The following is a 16836-nucleotide window of genomic DNA, read 5'->3' on the forward strand; positions in this document are numbered from 1 at the left end:
GCTATTTCAAATACATATCGCTGCATCAGAAGTAATTATTTACCGAATTAAAAAAGCAGACACTTTTTGTAGGAAATTTCGGAAACCGTCCCTTTGGTATCGGAGTGTCTGGCACGTATGATGCTTGACATTCCCCTGCAGATTAGAAGCCTATGTCCCTGATAGTTCTACTGCTTCTGCCTTTCATCGGCAGCTGTCTGGCGGCCTTTTTGCCGCACAACGCGCGTAATGCGGAATCGTTTCTGGCCGGTCTGATCGCCCTCATCGGCGCGGTGCAGATGGCCTTGTGGTTCCCGCAGATCGCCGACGGCGGCGTGATTCGTGAAGAGTATTTCTGGCTGCCAAGCCTGGGCATGAACTTCGTTCTGCGCATCGACGGCTTCGCCTGGTTGTTCTCGATGCTGGTGCTGGGCATCGGTGCGCTGGTCTCGCTGTACGCGCGTTATTACATGTCGCCTGACGATCCGGTGCCGCGCTTCTTTGCGTTTTTCCTGGCCTTCATGGGCGCCATGCTCGGACTGGTGATGTCCGGCAATCTGATTCAGATCGTGTTTTTCTGGGAGCTGACCAGCCTGTTCTCGTTCCTGCTGATCGGCTACTGGCACCATCGGGCCGATGCCCGACGCGGCGCGTACATGGCGCTGATGGTTACCGGTGCGGGCGGTCTGGCGCTGCTGGCCGGCATGATGATCCTCGGCCATGTGGCAGGCAGTTACGACCTGGACCGTGTTCTGGCCTCCGGTGACGCGATTCGTGCGCACGCCCTGTACCCGGTGTTACTGACCCTGATTCTGATCGGCGCACTGACCAAAAGCGCCCAGTTCCCGTTCCATTTCTGGCTGCCGCATGCGATGGCCGCGCCCACGCCGGTGTCGGCGTATCTGCACTCGGCGACCATGGTCAAGGCCGGGGTGTTTCTCATGGCGCGCATGTGGCCGGCGCTGTCCGGCACCGAGCAATGGTTCTGGATCGTCAGTGGCGCGGGTGCCTGCACGCTGATTCTCGGCGCCTACGCGGCCATCTTTCAGAATGACCTCAAGGGCCTGCTGGCCTATTCGACCATCAGCCACCTGGGCCTGATCACCCTGCTGCTCGGCCTCAACAGCCCGCTGGCTGCGGTGGCTGCGGTGTTCCATATTCTCAACCACGCGACCTTCAAGGCGTCGCTGTTCATGGCCGCTGGCATCATCGACCACGAGAGCGGAACACGCGATATCCGGCGTCTCAGTGGTCTGGTAAGGCTGCTGCCCTACACCGCGACACTGGCGATGGTCGCCAGCGCCTCGATGGCCGGCGTGCCGCTGCTCAACGGTTTTCTATCCAAGGAAATGTTCTTTGCCGAAACCGTGTTTATTTCCGCCACTGCCTGGGTCGAGATTGCCTTGCCGGTGATCGCGACCATCGCCGGGATCTTCAGCGTTGCCTATTCGCTGCGTTTCACGGTCGATGTGTTTTTCGGTCCGGCGGCCAAGGATCTGCCGCACTTGCCCCACGAACCGCCGCGCTGGATGCGTGCGCCGGTCGAACTGCTGGTGCTGACGTGTCTGGTGGTGGGGATTTTCCCGGCGCAATCGGTCGCGCCCCTGCTCGCCGCCGCTGCGCGTCCGGTGGTCGGTGGCACACTGCCCGAATACAGCCTGGCGATCTGGCACGGCTGGAACCTGCCGATGGTCATGAGCCTGGTGGCAATGGCGGGCGGTATCATTCTGTATCTATTACTGCGCAAGCCGCTCAAGCACGAGCGCATCACCGCCCCGCCGCTGGTGGGACGTCTCAATGGCAAGCGCTTTTTCGAGCGCAGTCAGGTGGTGATGATGCACTGGGCACGCCGTTTCGAACGCAAGGTCAGCACTCGCCGCCTGCAGCCGCAACTGTTTCTGCTGGTGCTCGCGGCGGTACTGGGCGGTTTCATTCCGATGTATTTCAGCGGCCTGACCTGGGGCGACAGGCCGAAGATTCCGGGTTCCGGAGTGTTTGTCACGCTGTGGCTCATAGCGATTGCCTGCGCCATAGGCGCGGCCTGGCAGGGTAAATATCACCGTTTGGCGGCACTGGTGATGGTCAGCGTCTGCGGGCTGATGACCTGCATTACCTTCGTCTGGTTCTCGGCCCCTGATCTGGCACTGACGCAACTGGTCGTGGAGGTGGTGACCACCGTGCTGATCCTGCTCGGTTTGCGCTGGCTGCCGCGACGCAATGAAGACGTCGCCCCGCTCAGCGCACGCCTGCGTGCCCGCACCCGACGCATCCGCGACTTCGGCCTGGCGGTGCTCGTGGGACTGGGCATGGCGATACTCTCCTACGCCATGCTGACCCGCCAGACGCCCAACGCCATCTCGTCCTTCTACCTGAGTCGTGCGCTGCCCCAGGGCGGCGGCACCAACGTGGTCAACGTGATGCTGGTGGATTTCCGCGGCTTCGATACGTTTGGCGAGATCACTGTGCTGGCGGCGGTCGCCATGACAGTGTTCGCCCTGTTGCGACGCTTCCGCCCACCGAAGGAAAGCATTCTGCTGCCCGCACAACAGCGCCTGCTGGCCCGTGACGTGGTAACGGACCTGGTCAACCCGCGCAGCGCCAGCGATACCGCGCTCGGTTTCATGATGGTTCCGGCAGCGCTGGTTCGATTGCTGCTGCCGATTGCCTTCATCATTTCGATGTACCTGTTCGTCCGCGGCCACAACCAGCCTGGCGGCGGGTTTGTTGCCGGGCTGGTGATGTCGGTGGCGTTCATTCTGCAATACATGGTGGCAGGCACCCAGTGGGTCGAGGCGCAAATGAGCCTGCGCCCGCTACGCTGGATGGGCACGGGCCTGTTATGCGCGGTTCTGACTGGCGCAGGCTCGATGGCGCTGGGTTATCCGTTCATGACCACCCACACCGCCCATGTCGATTTGCCGATCCTGGGTGATATTCACATTGCCAGCGCGCTGTTCTTCGATGTCGGCGTGTACGCCGTGGTGGTCGGCTCGACGCTGCTGATTCTCACCGCACTGGCGCACCAGTCAGTGCGCAGCCATCGGCCGACGCAGTTGCCCAAGCCTGTCGCCAACCCGCAAGGAATCCTCTGATGGAAGAAGTCATTGCAATCGCCATCGGTGTACTGGCCGCCTCGGGCGTCTGGCTGATCCTCAGGCCACGTACCTTCCAGGTAGTGATGGGGCTGTGCCTGTTGTCGTACGGGGTCAACCTGTTCATCTTCAGCATGGGCAGCCTGTTCATCGGCAGAGAGCCGATCATCAAGGACGGCATTCCTCAGGACCTGCTCAATTACACTGATCCGTTGCCACAGGCGCTGGTGCTGACCGCGATTGTCATCAGCTTCGCCATGACCGCGCTGTTTCTGGTGGTCTTGCTCGCCTCCAGGGGCCTGACCGGCACCGACCATGTAGATGGCCGGGAGCCCAAGGCATGAGCTGGATGAACCAACTAATCATCGCGCCCATCCTGCTGCCGCTGCTGACCGCCGGGCTGATGCTCTGGCTGGGCGAAAAGCACCGGCCGCTCAAGGGCCGTATCAATCTGTTTTCCAGCATCCTCGGGCTGGGCATTTCCGTAGCGCTGTTTCTCTGGGTGCAACACAGCGGCAGCAGCGGCTCGATCGGTGTCTATCTGCCGGGCAACTGGGGCGTGCCGTTCGGCATCGTGCTGGTGGTCGACCACCTGTCAGCGATGATGCTCGTCCTGACCGGGATTGTCGGGGTCTGCGCCCTGCTGTTCGCGCTGGCTCGCTGGGACAGGGCCGGTGCCAGCTTCCACGCGCTGTTCCAGATCCAGCTCATGGGGCTGTACGGCGCGTTCCTGACTGCGGATCTGTTCAACCTGTTCGTGTTCTTCGAAGTACTGCTCGCGGCGTCCTACGGCCTGATGCTGCACGGCTCCGGCCGGGCACGGGTGTCGACGGGCCTGCATTACATTTCGATCAACCTGCTGGCGTCGTCGCTGTTTCTGATCGGTGCAGCGTTGATTTACGGGGTGACCGGCACGCTGAACTTCGCCGACCTGGCCATCAAGATCCCGCAGGTAGCGGAGTCCGATCTGGGCCTGCTGCACGCGGGGGCTGCAATTCTGGCCACGGCGTTCCTGGCCAAGGCTGGCATGTGGCCGCTGAACTTCTGGCTGGTTCCCGCCTATTCGGCAGCCAGCGCGCCGGTGGCGGCGATGTTTGCGATCATGACCAAAGTGGGGGTCTACACCCTGCTGCGCCTGTGGACCCTGCTGTTTTCCGGTCAGGCCGGTGCGTCGGCCTTCTTCGGCGGCGACTGGCTGATCTACGGCGGCATGGCGACGATTTTCACCGCAGCCATCGCCATCATCGCCGCCCAGCGCCTGGAACGACTCGCCAGCCTGAGCATACTGGTGTCAGCAGGCATTCTGCTGTCCGCCGTTGGCTTCGCCCAACCGAGCCTGACCTCGGGCGCGCTGTTCTACATGGTCAGCTCGACGCTGGCATTGAGCGCCATGTTCCTGCTGGGCGAACTGATCGAACGCTCCCGCTCGGCCAACGAGATCCCTCTGGAATACGACGTGGACCAATTGCCTCGTACCCTGGAGTCTCTGCATCCGCCGCCCGGCGCCAACCTGGACGACGAACAGAAGGTCGTGGTCGGTCAGGTCATTCCCATGACCATGGCTTTTCTGGGCCTGAGTTTTATCGCCTGCGCCTTGCTGATCATCGGCATGCCGCCGCTCTCGGGGTTCATCGGCAAGCTCACCTTGATCAGCGCCCTGATGAACCCGCTGGGCCTGGACGTCGCGAAGGATGAGGCGCTTTCCACTCAGGCGTGGATGCTGATCGGCCTGCTGATCTTTTCCGGACTGGCGTCGCTGATCGCTTTTTCAAGGCTCGGCACGCAACGTTTCTGGACGCCACACGAGCGTCCTTCGCCGATGCTGCGCCGCAACGAATGCCTGCCGATCATCATTCTTCTGGGTCTGTGTATCGCGCTGACCTTCAAGGCCGAACCCTTGTTGCGCTACACCCAGGACACCGCTGCAGCGCTGCATGAGCCCAAGCAGTACGTGCAGTCAGTGCTCGCCACACGCCCGATACCGGGCCCAACCAGCCAGGAAGTCGATGCGGAGGGACAGCCATGAAACGCCTGTTTCCCGCCCCTCTCCTCTCGTTGGCACTCTGGCTGCTTTGGCTGGTATTGAACCTGTCGATCAGCCCCGGTCACCTGCTGCTGGGCGCGGTGCTGGGTTTTCTCGCGCCGCTGTTGATGGCTCCTTTGCGCCCGCTGCCGGTGCGTATTCGCAAACCCGGCACGATCCTGAAGTTTCTATGGCGGGTGGGACGCGACGTGGTGGTCTCCAACGTGCAGGTCGGCCTGAGCGTCTGGCGGCTCGAAAGCCGTCCGCCACGCTCGGCCTTCGTGCGCATTCCACTGGACCTGCACAACGCTCACGGCCTCGCCGCGCTGGCGATGGTCACCACGGTAGTCCCCGGAACGGTGTGGTCGGAGCTGGCACTGGATCGCAGCGTGCTGCTGATGCATGTCTTCGATCTGGAGGACGAAGCGCAATTCATCGAGCACTTCAAAACCACCTATGAGCGACCGTTGATGGAGATCTTTCAATGAGTGCACTGCTCGACAACGCCATCCTGATCAGCCTGCTGATCTTCGCCTTGGCGATGGTGATCACCCTGCTGCGCCTGCTCAAGGGGCCTTCGGCCCAGGACCGGGTACTGGCGCTGGACTATCTGTACATCATTGCCATGCTGATGATGCTGGTGCTTGGCATTCGCTACGCCAGTGACACGTATTTCGAAGCGGCCATGCTGATTGCCCTGTTCGGCTTCGTCGGCTCGTTCGCTCTGGCCAAGTTCCTGCTGCGCGGAGAAGTGATCGAATGACCGGACTGCCGAACACAGTACCCTTCTGGGTGGAAATACTGACCGCCGGGCTGCTGATCGCCAGCAGCCTGTTCGCCTTGACCGGCGCGCTCGGGCTGCTGCGCCTCAAGGACTTTTTCCAGCGCATGCATCCACCCGCCCTCGCGTCGACGCTGGGCGCCTGGTGCGTTGCGCTGGCGTCGATCATCTACTTTTCGGCGCTGAAGGCGGAGCCAGTGATCCACGCCTGGCTGATCCCGGTATTGCTGGCGATCACGGTACCGGTGACTACGCTGTTGCTGGCGCGAACGGCGCTGTTCCGCAAGCGCATGGCCGGTGACGACGTGCCCGCGGAGGTCAGCAGCGGTACCGGCAACGGAGAATCGGCAGGCGGCTGAATCAATGTCTGGCCAGTGTTACTCGCTGGCCTTGAACGTCAGCTCGCCCTTGCGCCATTTGGCAGCCTTGCCGACGGCGCCTTTGAGAAGCTTGCTCATGCCGATCTGCAATTGCTCTTTCGCAGCGAAAACCATGAACACGGTCTGACCTTCCTTGAACACGATACCGTGACCTTCGGGGACGTCGACGAAGGCATATTCGCCCAGCCCGTACACGGTGGTCTTGATTTCGCGGAATTTCAATTCGAGCTTGCCGCCCTCGCGGCTGGGCAGAACAGACGCGCGGAAATGGTCGCCCACCTTGAGCTCAAGGCGAGGTTTGTCGTCGACGACCAATGCGCTTTCGGTGTCGATTTCGGCGATATAGATGCCTTCGGCTGATTGCTCGGTGATGTAGACAAAACGGGATTGAAACTGCTTGACCAATTGTGCGCGGAGGTCGCCGAGCACGAACAAGGCATGGGTATCCAGATTACTTACAGCCAAAGTACAAACCCTCAAACATGAAATGAGGCTGCCTGATGTCAGGGCAGTCGAAAAAGTGATTCATCCATAGACCGCTTCATGTGGCCGGAAATTTTCCGGCATGCTGCACGCAGAAGCGCAGACAGCGCCGCCGCAAACCTTGTGCAGGCGGGTGGCGGATTCTACCGGCTCATGGCAGCTACGGGATATATACCTTTTGTACACAGCAGTGTCGCGCAAGCGCTGGGGCCCCGAAAATAAAGGTCAGCCCGGGCACGGCGCAAAGGCTGGACGGGTTCCAGCCTGCAATGTGTGCGTCCTGCGATAGCAGAAACATATCATTTATAGCCGCTGTAGAAAAAGCCATCTTTTCCTGCACAGCCAAATGCATCGAACTCTTGCCTGTGCCCACTACTCCCATAAGAACTGATGAATACGGGGATAACCCCCGGCGAGGAGATGACATGGAACAGACTACAACTACCATCAACGACCTGTTCGCCCAATTGGCGCTGGACTCCGATGATGAGAGCATCGAAAAGTTTATCGCCAGCCATCCTCTGCCCGACGACGTCAAGCTGATCGACGCAGAGTTCTGGACGCCGCGTCAGTCTGACTTTCTCAAGGAGCAGCTGCACGAAGATGCCGAATGGGCGATGGTGGTCGACGAACTGAACGTGCGTCTTCACAAAAAGCCCGAGTGAGCCACTCGGGCGTTGAGGCCTATTGCGGATAACCGGGCTGGCCGATATTGGGATGCAATATCCGGCCGCCTGACTGGGGTGCGTGGACGAAAACAGCGTCGCCTAATGTACCCACTCTGCCGACCACTGCATTCCAGTGCGCAGACTGATGGATATAGCGCCAGCGTAGCAATGCCTCTTCATGACTGTCCAGCAGGTAAGGCCCGCCTCGCGCATAGTCGATCAACCGGGTAGAGATGTTCTCGAGCTCGGGAGGCAACTGGAATTCGGGGGTCAGTGGCACCGGATTGAAAGGCACGCCCTCATCACACGCCAGTGTGTGCATCACCAGCAACGATACTCTCGACAGGTGGCCAAATACCTGGCGGCCTATCCCCACTGCGGCAACAACTGTACTCATGCCATTCAGGCTTTTCCTGCACGGATAACACTTGCTCTCGCAAGCCTGAACCCTCAGCCAGGCCTGACTATCGAGCGGGTCGATCCAGTGATCGCGGTTCATTCGGTTCAATTCAGCCTGTGCCTCCTTCCAGCTTGGTGCCTCCTCGCACGGGCTGCCACGGCTGACCACACTGCTGCGGGGACGCGTGAGCAATACGCTTTCCTCCATCTGTGGAGGGTAACCCCCACCGATATCGGAATGTGCACCGGGCAGAACGATTTCCCTGGGCCACACGGGCCGAACGCTGTTCAGCGCAAAGTTGCGCCGTGACTCATCGCGGGCCACCAGATGCAACACCTGCTGCGCACACCCCGGAGGCAGGTAAAGATTGACTCTCCTGTTGCTCGCATCGCGGGTATTGCCCATGTCCTTGAAGCTGCCGATGGCTGCAACGGTATCGAACAGACCGATTACCTTGAGCCGTACGCTGCCGTTGCTCCAGCTGAAACTGTCGCTCAGCCTGGCCTTGCGGCTTTCAAGTATCGGCTCGAGCATGCCCGAACGCTGCTTGAGTATTTCATTGACCAGATGCCTGGCCGACGCTGCACCTCGGCTGAAGCCGAACACGTCCAGTTCCAGCGCTTCGAGCACACAATCCGGGTTGTCGCGGGGAAACGCTTTCAATACCGATTCCAGCTTTTTGAATGCGTTTTCCACCTTGGAGATCACACCGGTGGCCCCGCGACCGAAACTCTGCCCCGGCCATACCGAATCACGTCCACCGGAGGTGGTGCCGGCCCCGCTTACATAGATCGGGTAATACACCTTCAGGCCTTCACCGTCATTTTCGGCAACAGATTGCAGACGGTAGATATCGACCAGTCTGGCTATATTGCTTGGATCATTACTGTAACTACTGCCAGGCTGAACATGACGACCCGCGCACGCTTTAATATGCTGCCCCTCATTGATCTCCATCAATGCCTGGCAGTCGGCTCCGATCTGACTATTGACGCGATTATTTCCCGTCCCATCGAAGAAAATCCCTACCCGCGCCGTGACGCGCCGTGTCACCACATCTGAAAGGGCTGCCGACTGTTGAAAACTCCGTTTATCGCTCATAACACTTCCGTCCCTAGAGGCAAGCCATGAAAAGGCTGCGCTTAAATCAAAACGTAAATAACGTTGATTTAAACAGCTTGCTTAAAGACAGTGAGCAGTCAAGCCATGTTGCACGTTTTCAGACAGCTCCTACAACTTCTATCGCCATGACTTTATTACCTTCAACTAAAAACCTACACACGCGCCAGCAACTTTGCTGATTAGTTATTTCTTTGAAAAAACCAACTAACAGGCCAGCCCTTTTGCCGGCCTGAATGATCGGTTACGCGTCTCAGCGGCCTTGCGGCCTGTACCCCAAGCGCAGGCCGCCCCAATGTCGGCCGTTGACCAGGATCGGCACGGACAGGTCGTGCATCAGTTCACCGGTGTCTCGCGTGTAGGTTTGCAGCAGGACCGGCTGTTGGTGGCTGCCACAGCGAATGCCGGTACGGTCATCGAACTTGCGCTTGCTCCGATTGTGCGCATTATCCGCCGTGGCATCGCCTGTCAAAGGCTGACTGAAGGCGTTGTTGTGCGTCGGCACATAGCCTTGCTGGGTACAGGCGATGGCAAATACCAGACCTTCGTGGCGCGACAGCAGCGGTTCTTGCAGTGCTGGCAATACCTTATCGGTATAACGGTCGAAACGTGTTGTAAAGCGAGTGGGTGAAGTATTGGCGACGGGTTTGTAATTGCGGTCGAACAGGTCATCAAGGCTGACGCGTCCCTGTTCGATATCGGCCTCGAATTTTTCGCTGATCATTCGCGCGCCTTCACGAGCCAGGTCGTAAATGCGTTGGTGGTATTCATCCAGACCGACCTGCGCCAGGCGCTGACTGATAGTCTCGGCCTGCCCCTCCATCTGCACTGCGGACTTGGCCAGTTGCCGGGTCTGCTCATCGCTGACAGAAAGATCACTGCGCATGTGCTCGACAGCGTCGAACAGGCTCGCCAACTGGTCCTGATTGCTCCTCGCCCCCTGCGCGATTTCGCCGACCTGGCTTTCCAGTTCGACCGCAAGCCGGGCGATATTGCCCAGGTGCTCGCCGGTCAGCTCGACCTGCTCGACACCCACATCCAGATCGGACGACAGCTCACGAATCTGCTCCACGACTTGTGCGGTGCGCTGCTGGATATCCGCCACCATCTGCCCGACCTCCCCGGTGGCACTGGCAGTGCGACCGGCGAGACCACGGACTTCGTCGGCAACCACCGCAAAACCGCGTCCGTGCTCGCCAGCCCGCGCCGCTTCGATGGCGGCGTTGAGCGCCAGCAGGTTGGTCTGGCTGGCAATCGACTGAATGACCAGCGTCACACGCTGGATCTCTTCACTGCGCTGGCTGAGTGCCTCGATCAGCTCACGGCTGCCGACGGCACGCTTGCTCAGGCGGTGCATGCGTTCGATGGACTCATTCAGCACGCTGCTGCCCGATTCGCTGCGCTGCCGCGCCTCGCTGGCGGCAACCAATGCCTGCTGACTCAACTGGGCTGTCTGTTGCTCGGTGGCGATCATCTGTTCGGCACTGCTGACGATCTGTTCGGCAGCCCCCAGTTGCGACTGCACCTTGCCAGCCAGTTGCCCGACCGAAAAGGCCACCTGGGCCGCGGACAGCGCGTTATGACTGGTGGTGCGCGACAGATCGCGGGTCAGCAAGGCGATATCGCTGTCGCCCACCGCGCTGCCTGGAAGCGCTTGCCTGCTGCGCACCAGGCGCGGCAACCAGACCACCAGCAACGCCAGCGGAACGACGACATACAGCGACAGGCCTGCAACGCTCATGGCGGCGAGCAGCAGGCACAGGACCACGCTTTGCACCGCCGGCACCCACCACCTCGATGCAGCGTCGGGCGTATCGGCCAGCGGTAATCCGGCTGCCATGGATAGGTTGTCGGCCATGTTGCGTCACCCCGTCTGTCATTGTCGTTATGGCGCTATTAAACGCCAGATAACGGCCTTGTGCCATGCGCTGTTGGTCGTAGCGACCGGGCGATGGACGTCAACGCGTTTTCGACAAATTCCGGGCACAACAAAACCGGGAGGCAATTGCTTGCCTCCCGGTCTGGACACTCAGCCGCTGTTACCTGTCTATCAGGCCTGGCGCTGGTGCTTGTCGATCTGCTCGTGGCGCTCTTGCGCTTCGATGCAATACTTGGTGGTCGGGCTGATCAGCAGGCGCTTGAGGCCGATTGGCTCGCCGCTGTCGTCGCACCAGCCGAAGGTGTCATCGGCAATACGCGAAAGGGCCATTTCCAACTGTGGCAGCATGCGCTGGTCGCGATCGATCACGTTGACCAGCCAGTGACGCTCTTCTTCGACCGAAGCAGCGTCAGCCGGATCGGCAGGCGTGTCCAGGCTCTCGATCGCAATGCGGCTCTGCTCGATACGCTCATGGATCTCGACCTTCATGCCCTGCAACAGCTCGACGAAGAAAGCGTGCTGCTCGGCGTTCATGTAGTCATCGGCCGGCATGGCCAGCAACTTTTCCTTTGTCATTTATTTCTCTATAAAAAAACGTGCATTGAGGAGCGGCCTGACGTTGCCGTACAAACCAATAATCTCCAAGCGCCACCTGGCACTCAATTTACGAGGGGCGGCAGTCTAAGGCCGGCTAGCGGGCTCGGCAACACAATTGAAGGATTTTTGTACAGCAAATACCTTAAAACCCTTCAAGTGCGGGCGAAAGACCTGACCAGCAGGTTGCTTGATGAGGCTCTGACCCACTGACAACGAATCGGTTCCTGCAAACTCCAACGCACAAAAGGGCCTTGAAAGGCCCTTTGATGCAGGTGATGGAATCAGCGCTTGGTCTTGCGCTTGTTGCGATATTGATCGATTACCACGGCCACGACAATGATCAAGCCTTTGATAATGTCCTGAACATAGGCGTCTACACCAACAAAGGTGAAACCGCTGGCCATCACGCCGAGGATCAGCGCACCGATAACCGTACCGGTAATCCGCCCAACCCCTCCGGAAAGGCTAGTGCCGCCGATGACCGCAGCGGCGATGGCGTCCAGTTCGTAGGACATGCCCATCCCGGCCTGCCCGGTTGCCGCTCGCGCCGAGGCAACCACACCCGCCAGCCCGGCCAGCAGCCCGGCGATGCTGTAGACGATGACCAGATGGCGCTTGACGTTGATCCCCGAGGTGCGTGCCGCCTGCATGTTGCCGCCAATGGCGTAGGTGTACTTGCCGTACTTGGTGTAACGCAGGGCTATGTGAAAGATGACCGCCACCACCAGGAAGATGATCACCGGCATCGCGCCCTGGCCAATGGCCGTGTACGAGTCGGAGAGCATGCTGACCGGCTGACCTTCGGTGTAGAAGCGTGCAAGGCCGCGCGCAGAGACCATCATGCCCAGCGTGGCAATGAACGGCGGAATACCGGTTATGGCAATGATGCTGCCATTGATGGCGCCCGCCAGCAGCCCGACGCCGAGACCGACAACGACCGGAATCCACACCGGCAGGTCGGTCAGCGACGGAAACACCGCCCGGGAGAAGTCGGAAGTCTGAGCCAGGCTCGCGGCAATCATCGCTGAAAGCGCAAGCACCGAGCCGGAGGAGAGATCGATGCCGGTGGTGATGATCACTTGGGTCACGCCGATGGCCAGCAAGCCGATGATCGACACCTGCAGGATCATCAGTACCAGACGCTGGGAATTGAGCAGGAAGCTCTGATCACGGACGATCCAGCCGAACAGTTCAAAGATCAGGCCGATGCCGATCAGCACCAGAAAGATGCTCAGTTCGGTGGGCAGCCGCCGTTTGCTTCTGGTCGGCGTCATGGCCGGTTTATTTTGCAGAATCGCGTCGCTCATGTTCGTTATCCTCTTGTTCTTCTTCTACCGAGCCCTGTAGTGCGAACTCAATGAACCTTGTGGCCGGAGGCCAGATGCATGACTTTTTCCTGGGTCGCTTCACTGCGATCAAGGATGCCCATCATTTCGCCTTCGTGCATGACCATGACCCGGTCACTCATGCCAAGCACCTCCGGCAGCTCAGAGGAAATCATGATGACCGCCATGCCCTCACTGGCCAGCAGGGAGATCAGCCGGTAGATTTCTACCTTGGCACCCACGTCGATACCGCGCGTCGGCTCATCCAGAATCAGTACCTTGGGGTTGGTCATCAGCCAGCGCGCCAGCAGCGCCTTCTGCTGGTTACCTCCGGATAATGTGTCGATGCACTGCTCCAGTGACGGCGTCTTGACCCGAAGCTTTTTGCACATGTCTTCGCACAGGGCGCGCAAGGCCTTCTGTTGCACGAAACCGTTGCCGGCATAGTTGTCCAGCACGGCCATCTCCATGTTTTCCATCACCGACAGGCATGGAAACAGACCAGTCAATTTGCGGTCCTCCGTGAGTAGCGCAAAACCCAGTTCGATGGCCTGATGTGGATCGCCGATGTGCACCGTCTTGCCATCGAAGCGCACCTCGCCGCTATCGCTGGGGGTTATGCCAAACAGCGTCTCGGCTACATTGGTGCGTCCGGAACCCATCAGCCCGGCAATGCCAAGCACCTCCCCGGCACGCAGGTCGAAGCTCACATCCTTGAAAATGCCGTTCAGGCTCAGCCGGTTGACGGACAGCAGCACATCGCCTGCCGGTTTCTCCCTTTCGGGGAACAACTGGGTCAGTTCCCGGCCCACCATCATGGTGATCAGACTGTCGCCATCCATGCTTTCAGCACGCTGCAGACCGATGTAGGCACCGTCGCGGAACACCGCCACTTCGTCGGCGATCTCGAAGACTTCGTTCATCTTGTGGGTGATGTAAATGATGCCTTTGCCCTGGGCACGCAGGTCGCTGATGATCGAGAACAGGTGAGCGACTTCGGTTTCGGTGATGGCCGAGGTCGGTTCGTCCATGATCAGCACGTCCGAGTTGTATGACACGGCCTTGGCAATCTCCACCATCTGCCGCTCGGCGATGCTCAGCGTGCCGACCAGTTCCTCGGGATCGAGCTTGATGCGCAGGCGCTCCAGCAGCTCGGCAGTGCAGCGATGCATCTCGCGGTGATCGACCATGTGCAGGCCGTTGAGCTGCTCGCGACCGATCCAGATGTTCTCGGCAATGCTCATGAACGGCATCAGGTTCAGTTCCTGATGGATCATGGCGATGCCTGCCTGCAACGCTGAAAGAGGCGTCTCGAAGCGGACCGGCTTGCCACGCAGACGGATTTCGCCCGCGTCCGGCTGATAGATGCCCGCAATGATTTTCATCAGGGTAGATTTTCCGGCTCCGTTCTCGCCCATCAGCGCCAGCACGCTGCCAGGGCGAACACGCAGTTGCACATCATTGAGCGCAACCACGCCAGGAAAGCCCTTGGTGACATGGCTGATTTCCAGCAGATACGGGGCCTGGGCGTCAGGCGCCCCGCCATCCCCGTCGCCGGACGGCAGATCGCGTTGCTCGGGCGGATTGGCAGTAGCAGAACCGAACATGATCACAACTCCTCAAGCGGCAGGCTGCGGCAGAGCATTTGCGTGCCCTGCCGGGCCTGACGATCGTTGTTATTTGAAAGTGGCGACGTTTTCAGGGGTGATCAGGCGATAGGGAATGATGATCGCCTGGGGCTCGACCTTTTCCTTCCTGGCCAGTTTCACCGCGGCATCTATCGCCCCGTCGGCCTGCCCTTTCGCGTCCTGATAGACCGATACGGCCAGATCGCCCTTGGTCACGGCGTTCAGTCCGTCTGGCGTACCGTCGACACCGGCGACGAAAACGCTGCCCTTGCCGACGCCTGCCTGCTTCAGCGCCATCGCCGCACCAATGGCCATTTCATCGTTGTTGGCCAGCACCGCATTGAATTTGCGCCCTTGAGTGAGCCAGTCGTTGGTCAGGTCCATGCCCTTCTGGCGCAGGTAGGTACCCGTCTGCTCCTGGTCTATCTTGATGTCCGGGTACTTGGCCAACACCTCCTTGACGCCCTTGGTGCGGTTTTGCGTGGAGTTGTTGGCCAGGTCACCCAGCAAAATCATGACACTGCCCTTGTGGTCCATCTTGTCAGCGATGTATTGCGCCTGAAGTCGACCGGCCTCCATGTCATCCGACGTCACGGTGGCGACGCCTGCTGGCAGCTTCGGATCGTCCGGGCGGCGGTTGACGTAGACCAGCGGGATACCGGCGGCGACCGCTTCCTTGGTGATCCGCGCAGTGGCGGCAGTGTCGACCGGGTTGACGATCAGCGCGTCGACTTTCTTGTTGATCAGGTCCTTGACCTGATCGAGCTGCTTGTTGACGTCCGCGCGGGCATCGACGAACTGCAGGTCCACTTTCTCGGTCGTGGACATGACCTTGGCCTTGGCACTCATATCGTCACGCAGGTAGGTCAGCCAGGTGTCATCGAACTGCGACATGGACACACCGATCTTGATATCGGCCAACGCTGCACCGCTGCCCAGCATCAGCGCCATCGCCAACGAGGTCAAAGCAATCTTGGTCTTCATGAGGATCTGTCTCCAAATTCTTGTTGTTGTGTGGATGCAGCAAATCAGCGTGACAGGCGGATCCCGGTAGCACCGGGGATGCAGAACAGTTGCGCATCCTTGTGGCGCACGCACAGGCCCCGGGCGACGACGGTGAGAAATCGCTCCAGGGTCCGGATCCAGAATGACGGGGTGGCAGAACACTTGGCGGTGACGCCAGAGGTAGGGGTTTTCATCGACAGTACCTATCTTTTGTTTTGTTTTTGTCGGGCTTGCTTCTCGTGATCTGAAAAACCTTCAAAACGCGAGTGATTCGATCGTCGGTAACCTGAAAACGACTCTATTGGAAAATATTTTCCAATTCAACTGATTTTAGAATTTTATTCCATTTCATTTTGTGCGGTTGCAGAAACGACAGAGCCTGACGCATGGCAAGCGTCAGGCTCTCTTCGATAACGGGGTGCTGGATGCGCTGCAGTGCGCGATGGCTACAGCACTACGACCCGCCCCTCTCTAGCGCTCAGGCGCGCGGCATCCATGACCTGCGCAGAGGCTATCGCATCGTGTGGATTGACCGGATTACTGCCCCGCTCGTCAATGGCGCTTTGTAACTGGCGGTAGAACTCAAGCCAGCAACCGCGCTCCGAGGGTACACGCTCGCGATGCTCACCCTGCTCGAACCAGCCCCAGCGCCGATGCTCCTCGACACCCCAGCGCTCGCCCTCGGACTTTGGCGTGAGCCCGGCAAAGGCGGCCTCTTCCTGGCCGTCCAGCCCGTCCACGCTGTAACAGCCCTTCGCCCCACTGACCCTGAAACGCGGTTTGGCACTGTTTTGCAGGCAACTGCCGGACAGGTGTGAAGTCACGCCGCTGGCATGCCTCAGGGAAACGAAGAACGTGTGGTCCAGTTCGTCTTGCGGCGCAGCGAATTGCAATTCGGCATACACCCGTTCGACCGGCCCGAACAGCACCAGCGCCTGATCCAGCAGATGACTGCCCAGATCACGCAGCACGCCACCGCCGCTGGCTTTGCCGACAGACCGTGGCGAATAACGCTCGATGCTGGACTCGAACCGGCTAACCGCGCCCAGAGCCTCACTGTCGAGCAATTTGCGCACGGTGAGGAAGTCCGAATCCCAGCGGCGGTTCTGATAAACGCTGAGCAGTACGCCACGGCGCTCGGCCGCGTCCACCAGCTCGCGTGCCTGCGCTGCATCACTGGCGAAGGGCTTGTCGCTGACCACTCCGACACCCAGTTCTATCGCTTCGAGGATCAACGCTCGGCGCGAGGCCAGCGGTGTGGAAATCACCACCACATCAACCCCGGCAGCGACCAGCTCGGCCAGCGTGTCGAAGGTCGCCACGCCGGGATGGTCTTTGGCCACTTCCTGTTTGCGCTCGGGTGAACGGGTCACCACACCCACAAACGTGGCACCCGGCAAACTTGAAATCAGCGTCGCATGAAAGTAACGCCCGCCTTTGCCATAGCCCACCAGCCCTGCTCGCATGCATGTCTCCT

Annotated in this window: 16 protein-coding genes; 7 read left to right on the forward strand and 9 right to left on the reverse strand. The window is 59.8% G+C overall.

The window, feature by feature from the left end; genetic code table 11:
- The first annotated feature begins 152 nt into the window (after window positions 1–152).
- From JOE39_RS10065 to JOE39_RS10090, 6 genes are read left to right on the forward strand one after another with little or no spacing between them, the layout of a single operon-like run.
- Window positions 153–3071, forward strand: a complete 2919-nt coding sequence (locus tag JOE39_RS10065) for a monovalent cation/H+ antiporter subunit A (RefSeq protein WP_024692196.1) — start codon at window positions 153–155, stop codon at window positions 3069–3071.
- Window positions 3071–3415, forward strand: coding sequence for a Na+/H+ antiporter subunit C (locus tag JOE39_RS10070; RefSeq protein ID WP_002554068.1), 345 nt, complete (start codon window positions 3071–3073; stop codon window positions 3413–3415). The genes JOE39_RS10065 and JOE39_RS10070 overlap by 1 nt, the downstream gene beginning before the upstream one ends.
- Entirely contained in the window at window positions 3412–5097 is a 1686-nt protein-coding gene (locus JOE39_RS10075) for a monovalent cation/H+ antiporter subunit D (RefSeq protein WP_003427086.1), read from the forward strand. Before JOE39_RS10070 ends, JOE39_RS10075 begins: the two co-directional genes overlap by 4 nt.
- Window positions 5094–5582: a Na+/H+ antiporter subunit E gene (locus JOE39_RS10080; RefSeq protein WP_003319342.1), complete on the forward strand. Its 489-nt coding sequence runs from the start codon at window positions 5094–5096 to the stop codon at window positions 5580–5582. The genes JOE39_RS10075 and JOE39_RS10080 overlap by 4 nt, the downstream gene beginning before the upstream one ends.
- Entirely contained in the window at window positions 5579–5857 is a 279-nt protein-coding gene (locus tag JOE39_RS10085; protein WP_002554071.1) for a K+/H+ antiporter subunit F, read from the forward strand. Before JOE39_RS10080 ends, JOE39_RS10085 begins: the two co-directional genes overlap by 4 nt.
- Window positions 5854–6234 carry a Na+/H+ antiporter subunit G gene (locus JOE39_RS10090; RefSeq protein WP_003391671.1) on the forward strand — a complete coding sequence of 127 codons (381 nt, stop codon included), beginning with the start codon at window positions 5854–5856 and terminating at the stop codon, window positions 6232–6234. The genes JOE39_RS10085 and JOE39_RS10090 overlap by 4 nt, the downstream gene beginning before the upstream one ends.
- Window positions 6235–6252: 18 nt before the next feature.
- On the opposite strand, the gene JOE39_RS10095 is transcribed toward JOE39_RS10090, so the two are convergent.
- A complete protein-coding gene (locus JOE39_RS10095) occupies window positions 6253–6720 on the reverse strand; it encodes a hypothetical protein (RefSeq protein WP_003349255.1) in 468 nt (155 codons plus the stop codon).
- Between the two features lie 443 nt (window positions 6721–7163).
- Between JOE39_RS10095 and JOE39_RS10100 the strand changes: the two genes are divergently transcribed.
- Window positions 7164–7403, forward strand: a complete 240-nt coding sequence (locus JOE39_RS10100) for a DUF2789 domain-containing protein (RefSeq protein WP_003315766.1) — start codon at window positions 7164–7166, stop codon at window positions 7401–7403.
- Between the two features lie 19 nt (window positions 7404–7422).
- Here the strand turns inward: JOE39_RS10100 and JOE39_RS10105 are convergent, their stop codons facing one another.
- The 8 genes from JOE39_RS10105 to JOE39_RS10140 form a co-directional block, all read right to left on the reverse strand.
- On the reverse strand, window positions 7423–8907 hold the full coding sequence (locus tag JOE39_RS10105) for a DUF2235 domain-containing protein (protein ID WP_210077402.1): 1485 nt from the start codon (window positions 8905–8907) through the stop codon (window positions 7423–7425).
- Window positions 8908–9178: 271 nt separating this feature from the next.
- Window positions 9179–10783, reverse strand: coding sequence for a methyl-accepting chemotaxis protein (locus JOE39_RS10110; protein WP_210077401.1), 1605 nt, complete (start codon window positions 10781–10783; stop codon window positions 9179–9181).
- Between the two features lie 192 nt (window positions 10784–10975).
- Window positions 10976–11380: a TraR/DksA C4-type zinc finger protein gene (locus JOE39_RS10115; protein WP_002554078.1), complete on the reverse strand. Its 405-nt coding sequence runs from the start codon at window positions 11378–11380 to the stop codon at window positions 10976–10978.
- A 302-nt stretch (window positions 11381–11682) separates the two neighbouring features.
- Window positions 11683–12708: an ABC transporter permease gene (locus JOE39_RS10120; RefSeq protein ID WP_003370536.1), complete on the reverse strand. Its 1026-nt coding sequence runs from the start codon at window positions 12706–12708 to the stop codon at window positions 11683–11685.
- A 47-nt stretch (window positions 12709–12755) separates the two neighbouring features.
- Entirely contained in the window at window positions 12756–14333 is a 1578-nt protein-coding gene (locus JOE39_RS10125; RefSeq protein WP_024662809.1) for a sugar ABC transporter ATP-binding protein, read from the reverse strand.
- A gap of 69 nt (window positions 14334–14402) precedes the next feature.
- Complete coding sequence (locus tag JOE39_RS10130; RefSeq protein ID WP_010425089.1) at window positions 14403–15338, reverse strand: sugar ABC transporter substrate-binding protein; 936 nt, start codon at window positions 15336–15338, stop codon at window positions 14403–14405.
- 44 nt (window positions 15339–15382) lie between these two features.
- Window positions 15383–15553, reverse strand: a complete 171-nt coding sequence (locus JOE39_RS10135) for a hypothetical protein (protein ID WP_154232728.1) — start codon at window positions 15551–15553, stop codon at window positions 15383–15385.
- Window positions 15554–15805: 252 nt separating this feature from the next.
- Window positions 15806–16825: a Gfo/Idh/MocA family oxidoreductase gene (locus JOE39_RS10140; RefSeq protein ID WP_032659176.1), complete on the reverse strand. Its 1020-nt coding sequence runs from the start codon at window positions 16823–16825 to the stop codon at window positions 15806–15808.
- Between the last annotated feature and the right edge of the window lie 11 nt (window positions 16826–16836).

This window comes from Pseudomonas sp. PvP100 (genome assembly GCF_017833055.1).
Classification (GTDB): domain Bacteria; phylum Pseudomonadota; class Gammaproteobacteria; order Pseudomonadales; family Pseudomonadaceae; genus Aquipseudomonas; species Aquipseudomonas syringae.

Coding starts and splice junctions, on each gene's coding strand:
- JOE39_RS10075 (WP_003427086.1), top strand. CDS start 3,412: ATGAGCTGGATGAACCAACTAATCATCGCGCCCATCCTGCTGCCGCTG.
- JOE39_RS10100 (WP_003315766.1), top strand. CDS start 7,164: ATGGAACAGACTACAACTACCATCAACGACCTGTTCGCCCAATTGGCG.
- JOE39_RS10125 (WP_024662809.1), bottom strand. CDS start 14,333: ATGTTCGGTTCTGCTACTGCCAATCCGCCCGAGCAACGCGATCTGCCG.
- JOE39_RS10080 (WP_003319342.1), top strand. CDS start 5,094: ATGAAACGCCTGTTTCCCGCCCCTCTCCTCTCGTTGGCACTCTGGCTG.
- JOE39_RS10085 (WP_002554071.1), top strand. CDS start 5,579: ATGAGTGCACTGCTCGACAACGCCATCCTGATCAGCCTGCTGATCTTC.
- JOE39_RS10110 (WP_210077401.1), bottom strand. CDS start 10,783: ATGGCCGACAACCTATCCATGGCAGCCGGATTACCGCTGGCCGATACG.
- JOE39_RS10090 (WP_003391671.1), top strand. CDS start 5,854: ATGACCGGACTGCCGAACACAGTACCCTTCTGGGTGGAAATACTGACC.
- JOE39_RS10070 (WP_002554068.1), top strand. CDS start 3,071: ATGGAAGAAGTCATTGCAATCGCCATCGGTGTACTGGCCGCCTCGGGC.
- JOE39_RS10135 (WP_154232728.1), bottom strand. CDS start 15,553: ATGAAAACCCCTACCTCTGGCGTCACCGCCAAGTGTTCTGCCACCCCG.
- JOE39_RS10065 (WP_024692196.1), top strand. CDS start 153: ATGTCCCTGATAGTTCTACTGCTTCTGCCTTTCATCGGCAGCTGTCTG.
- JOE39_RS10140 (WP_032659176.1), bottom strand. CDS start 16,825: ATGCGAGCAGGGCTGGTGGGCTATGGCAAAGGCGGGCGTTACTTTCAT.
- JOE39_RS10115 (WP_002554078.1), bottom strand. CDS start 11,380: ATGACAAAGGAAAAGTTGCTGGCCATGCCGGCCGATGACTACATGAAC.
- JOE39_RS10130 (WP_010425089.1), bottom strand. CDS start 15,338: ATGAAGACCAAGATTGCTTTGACCTCGTTGGCGATGGCGCTGATGCTG.
- JOE39_RS10105 (WP_210077402.1), bottom strand. CDS start 8,907: ATGAGCGATAAACGGAGTTTTCAACAGTCGGCAGCCCTTTCAGATGTG.
- JOE39_RS10120 (WP_003370536.1), bottom strand. CDS start 12,708: ATGAGCGACGCGATTCTGCAAAATAAACCGGCCATGACGCCGACCAGA.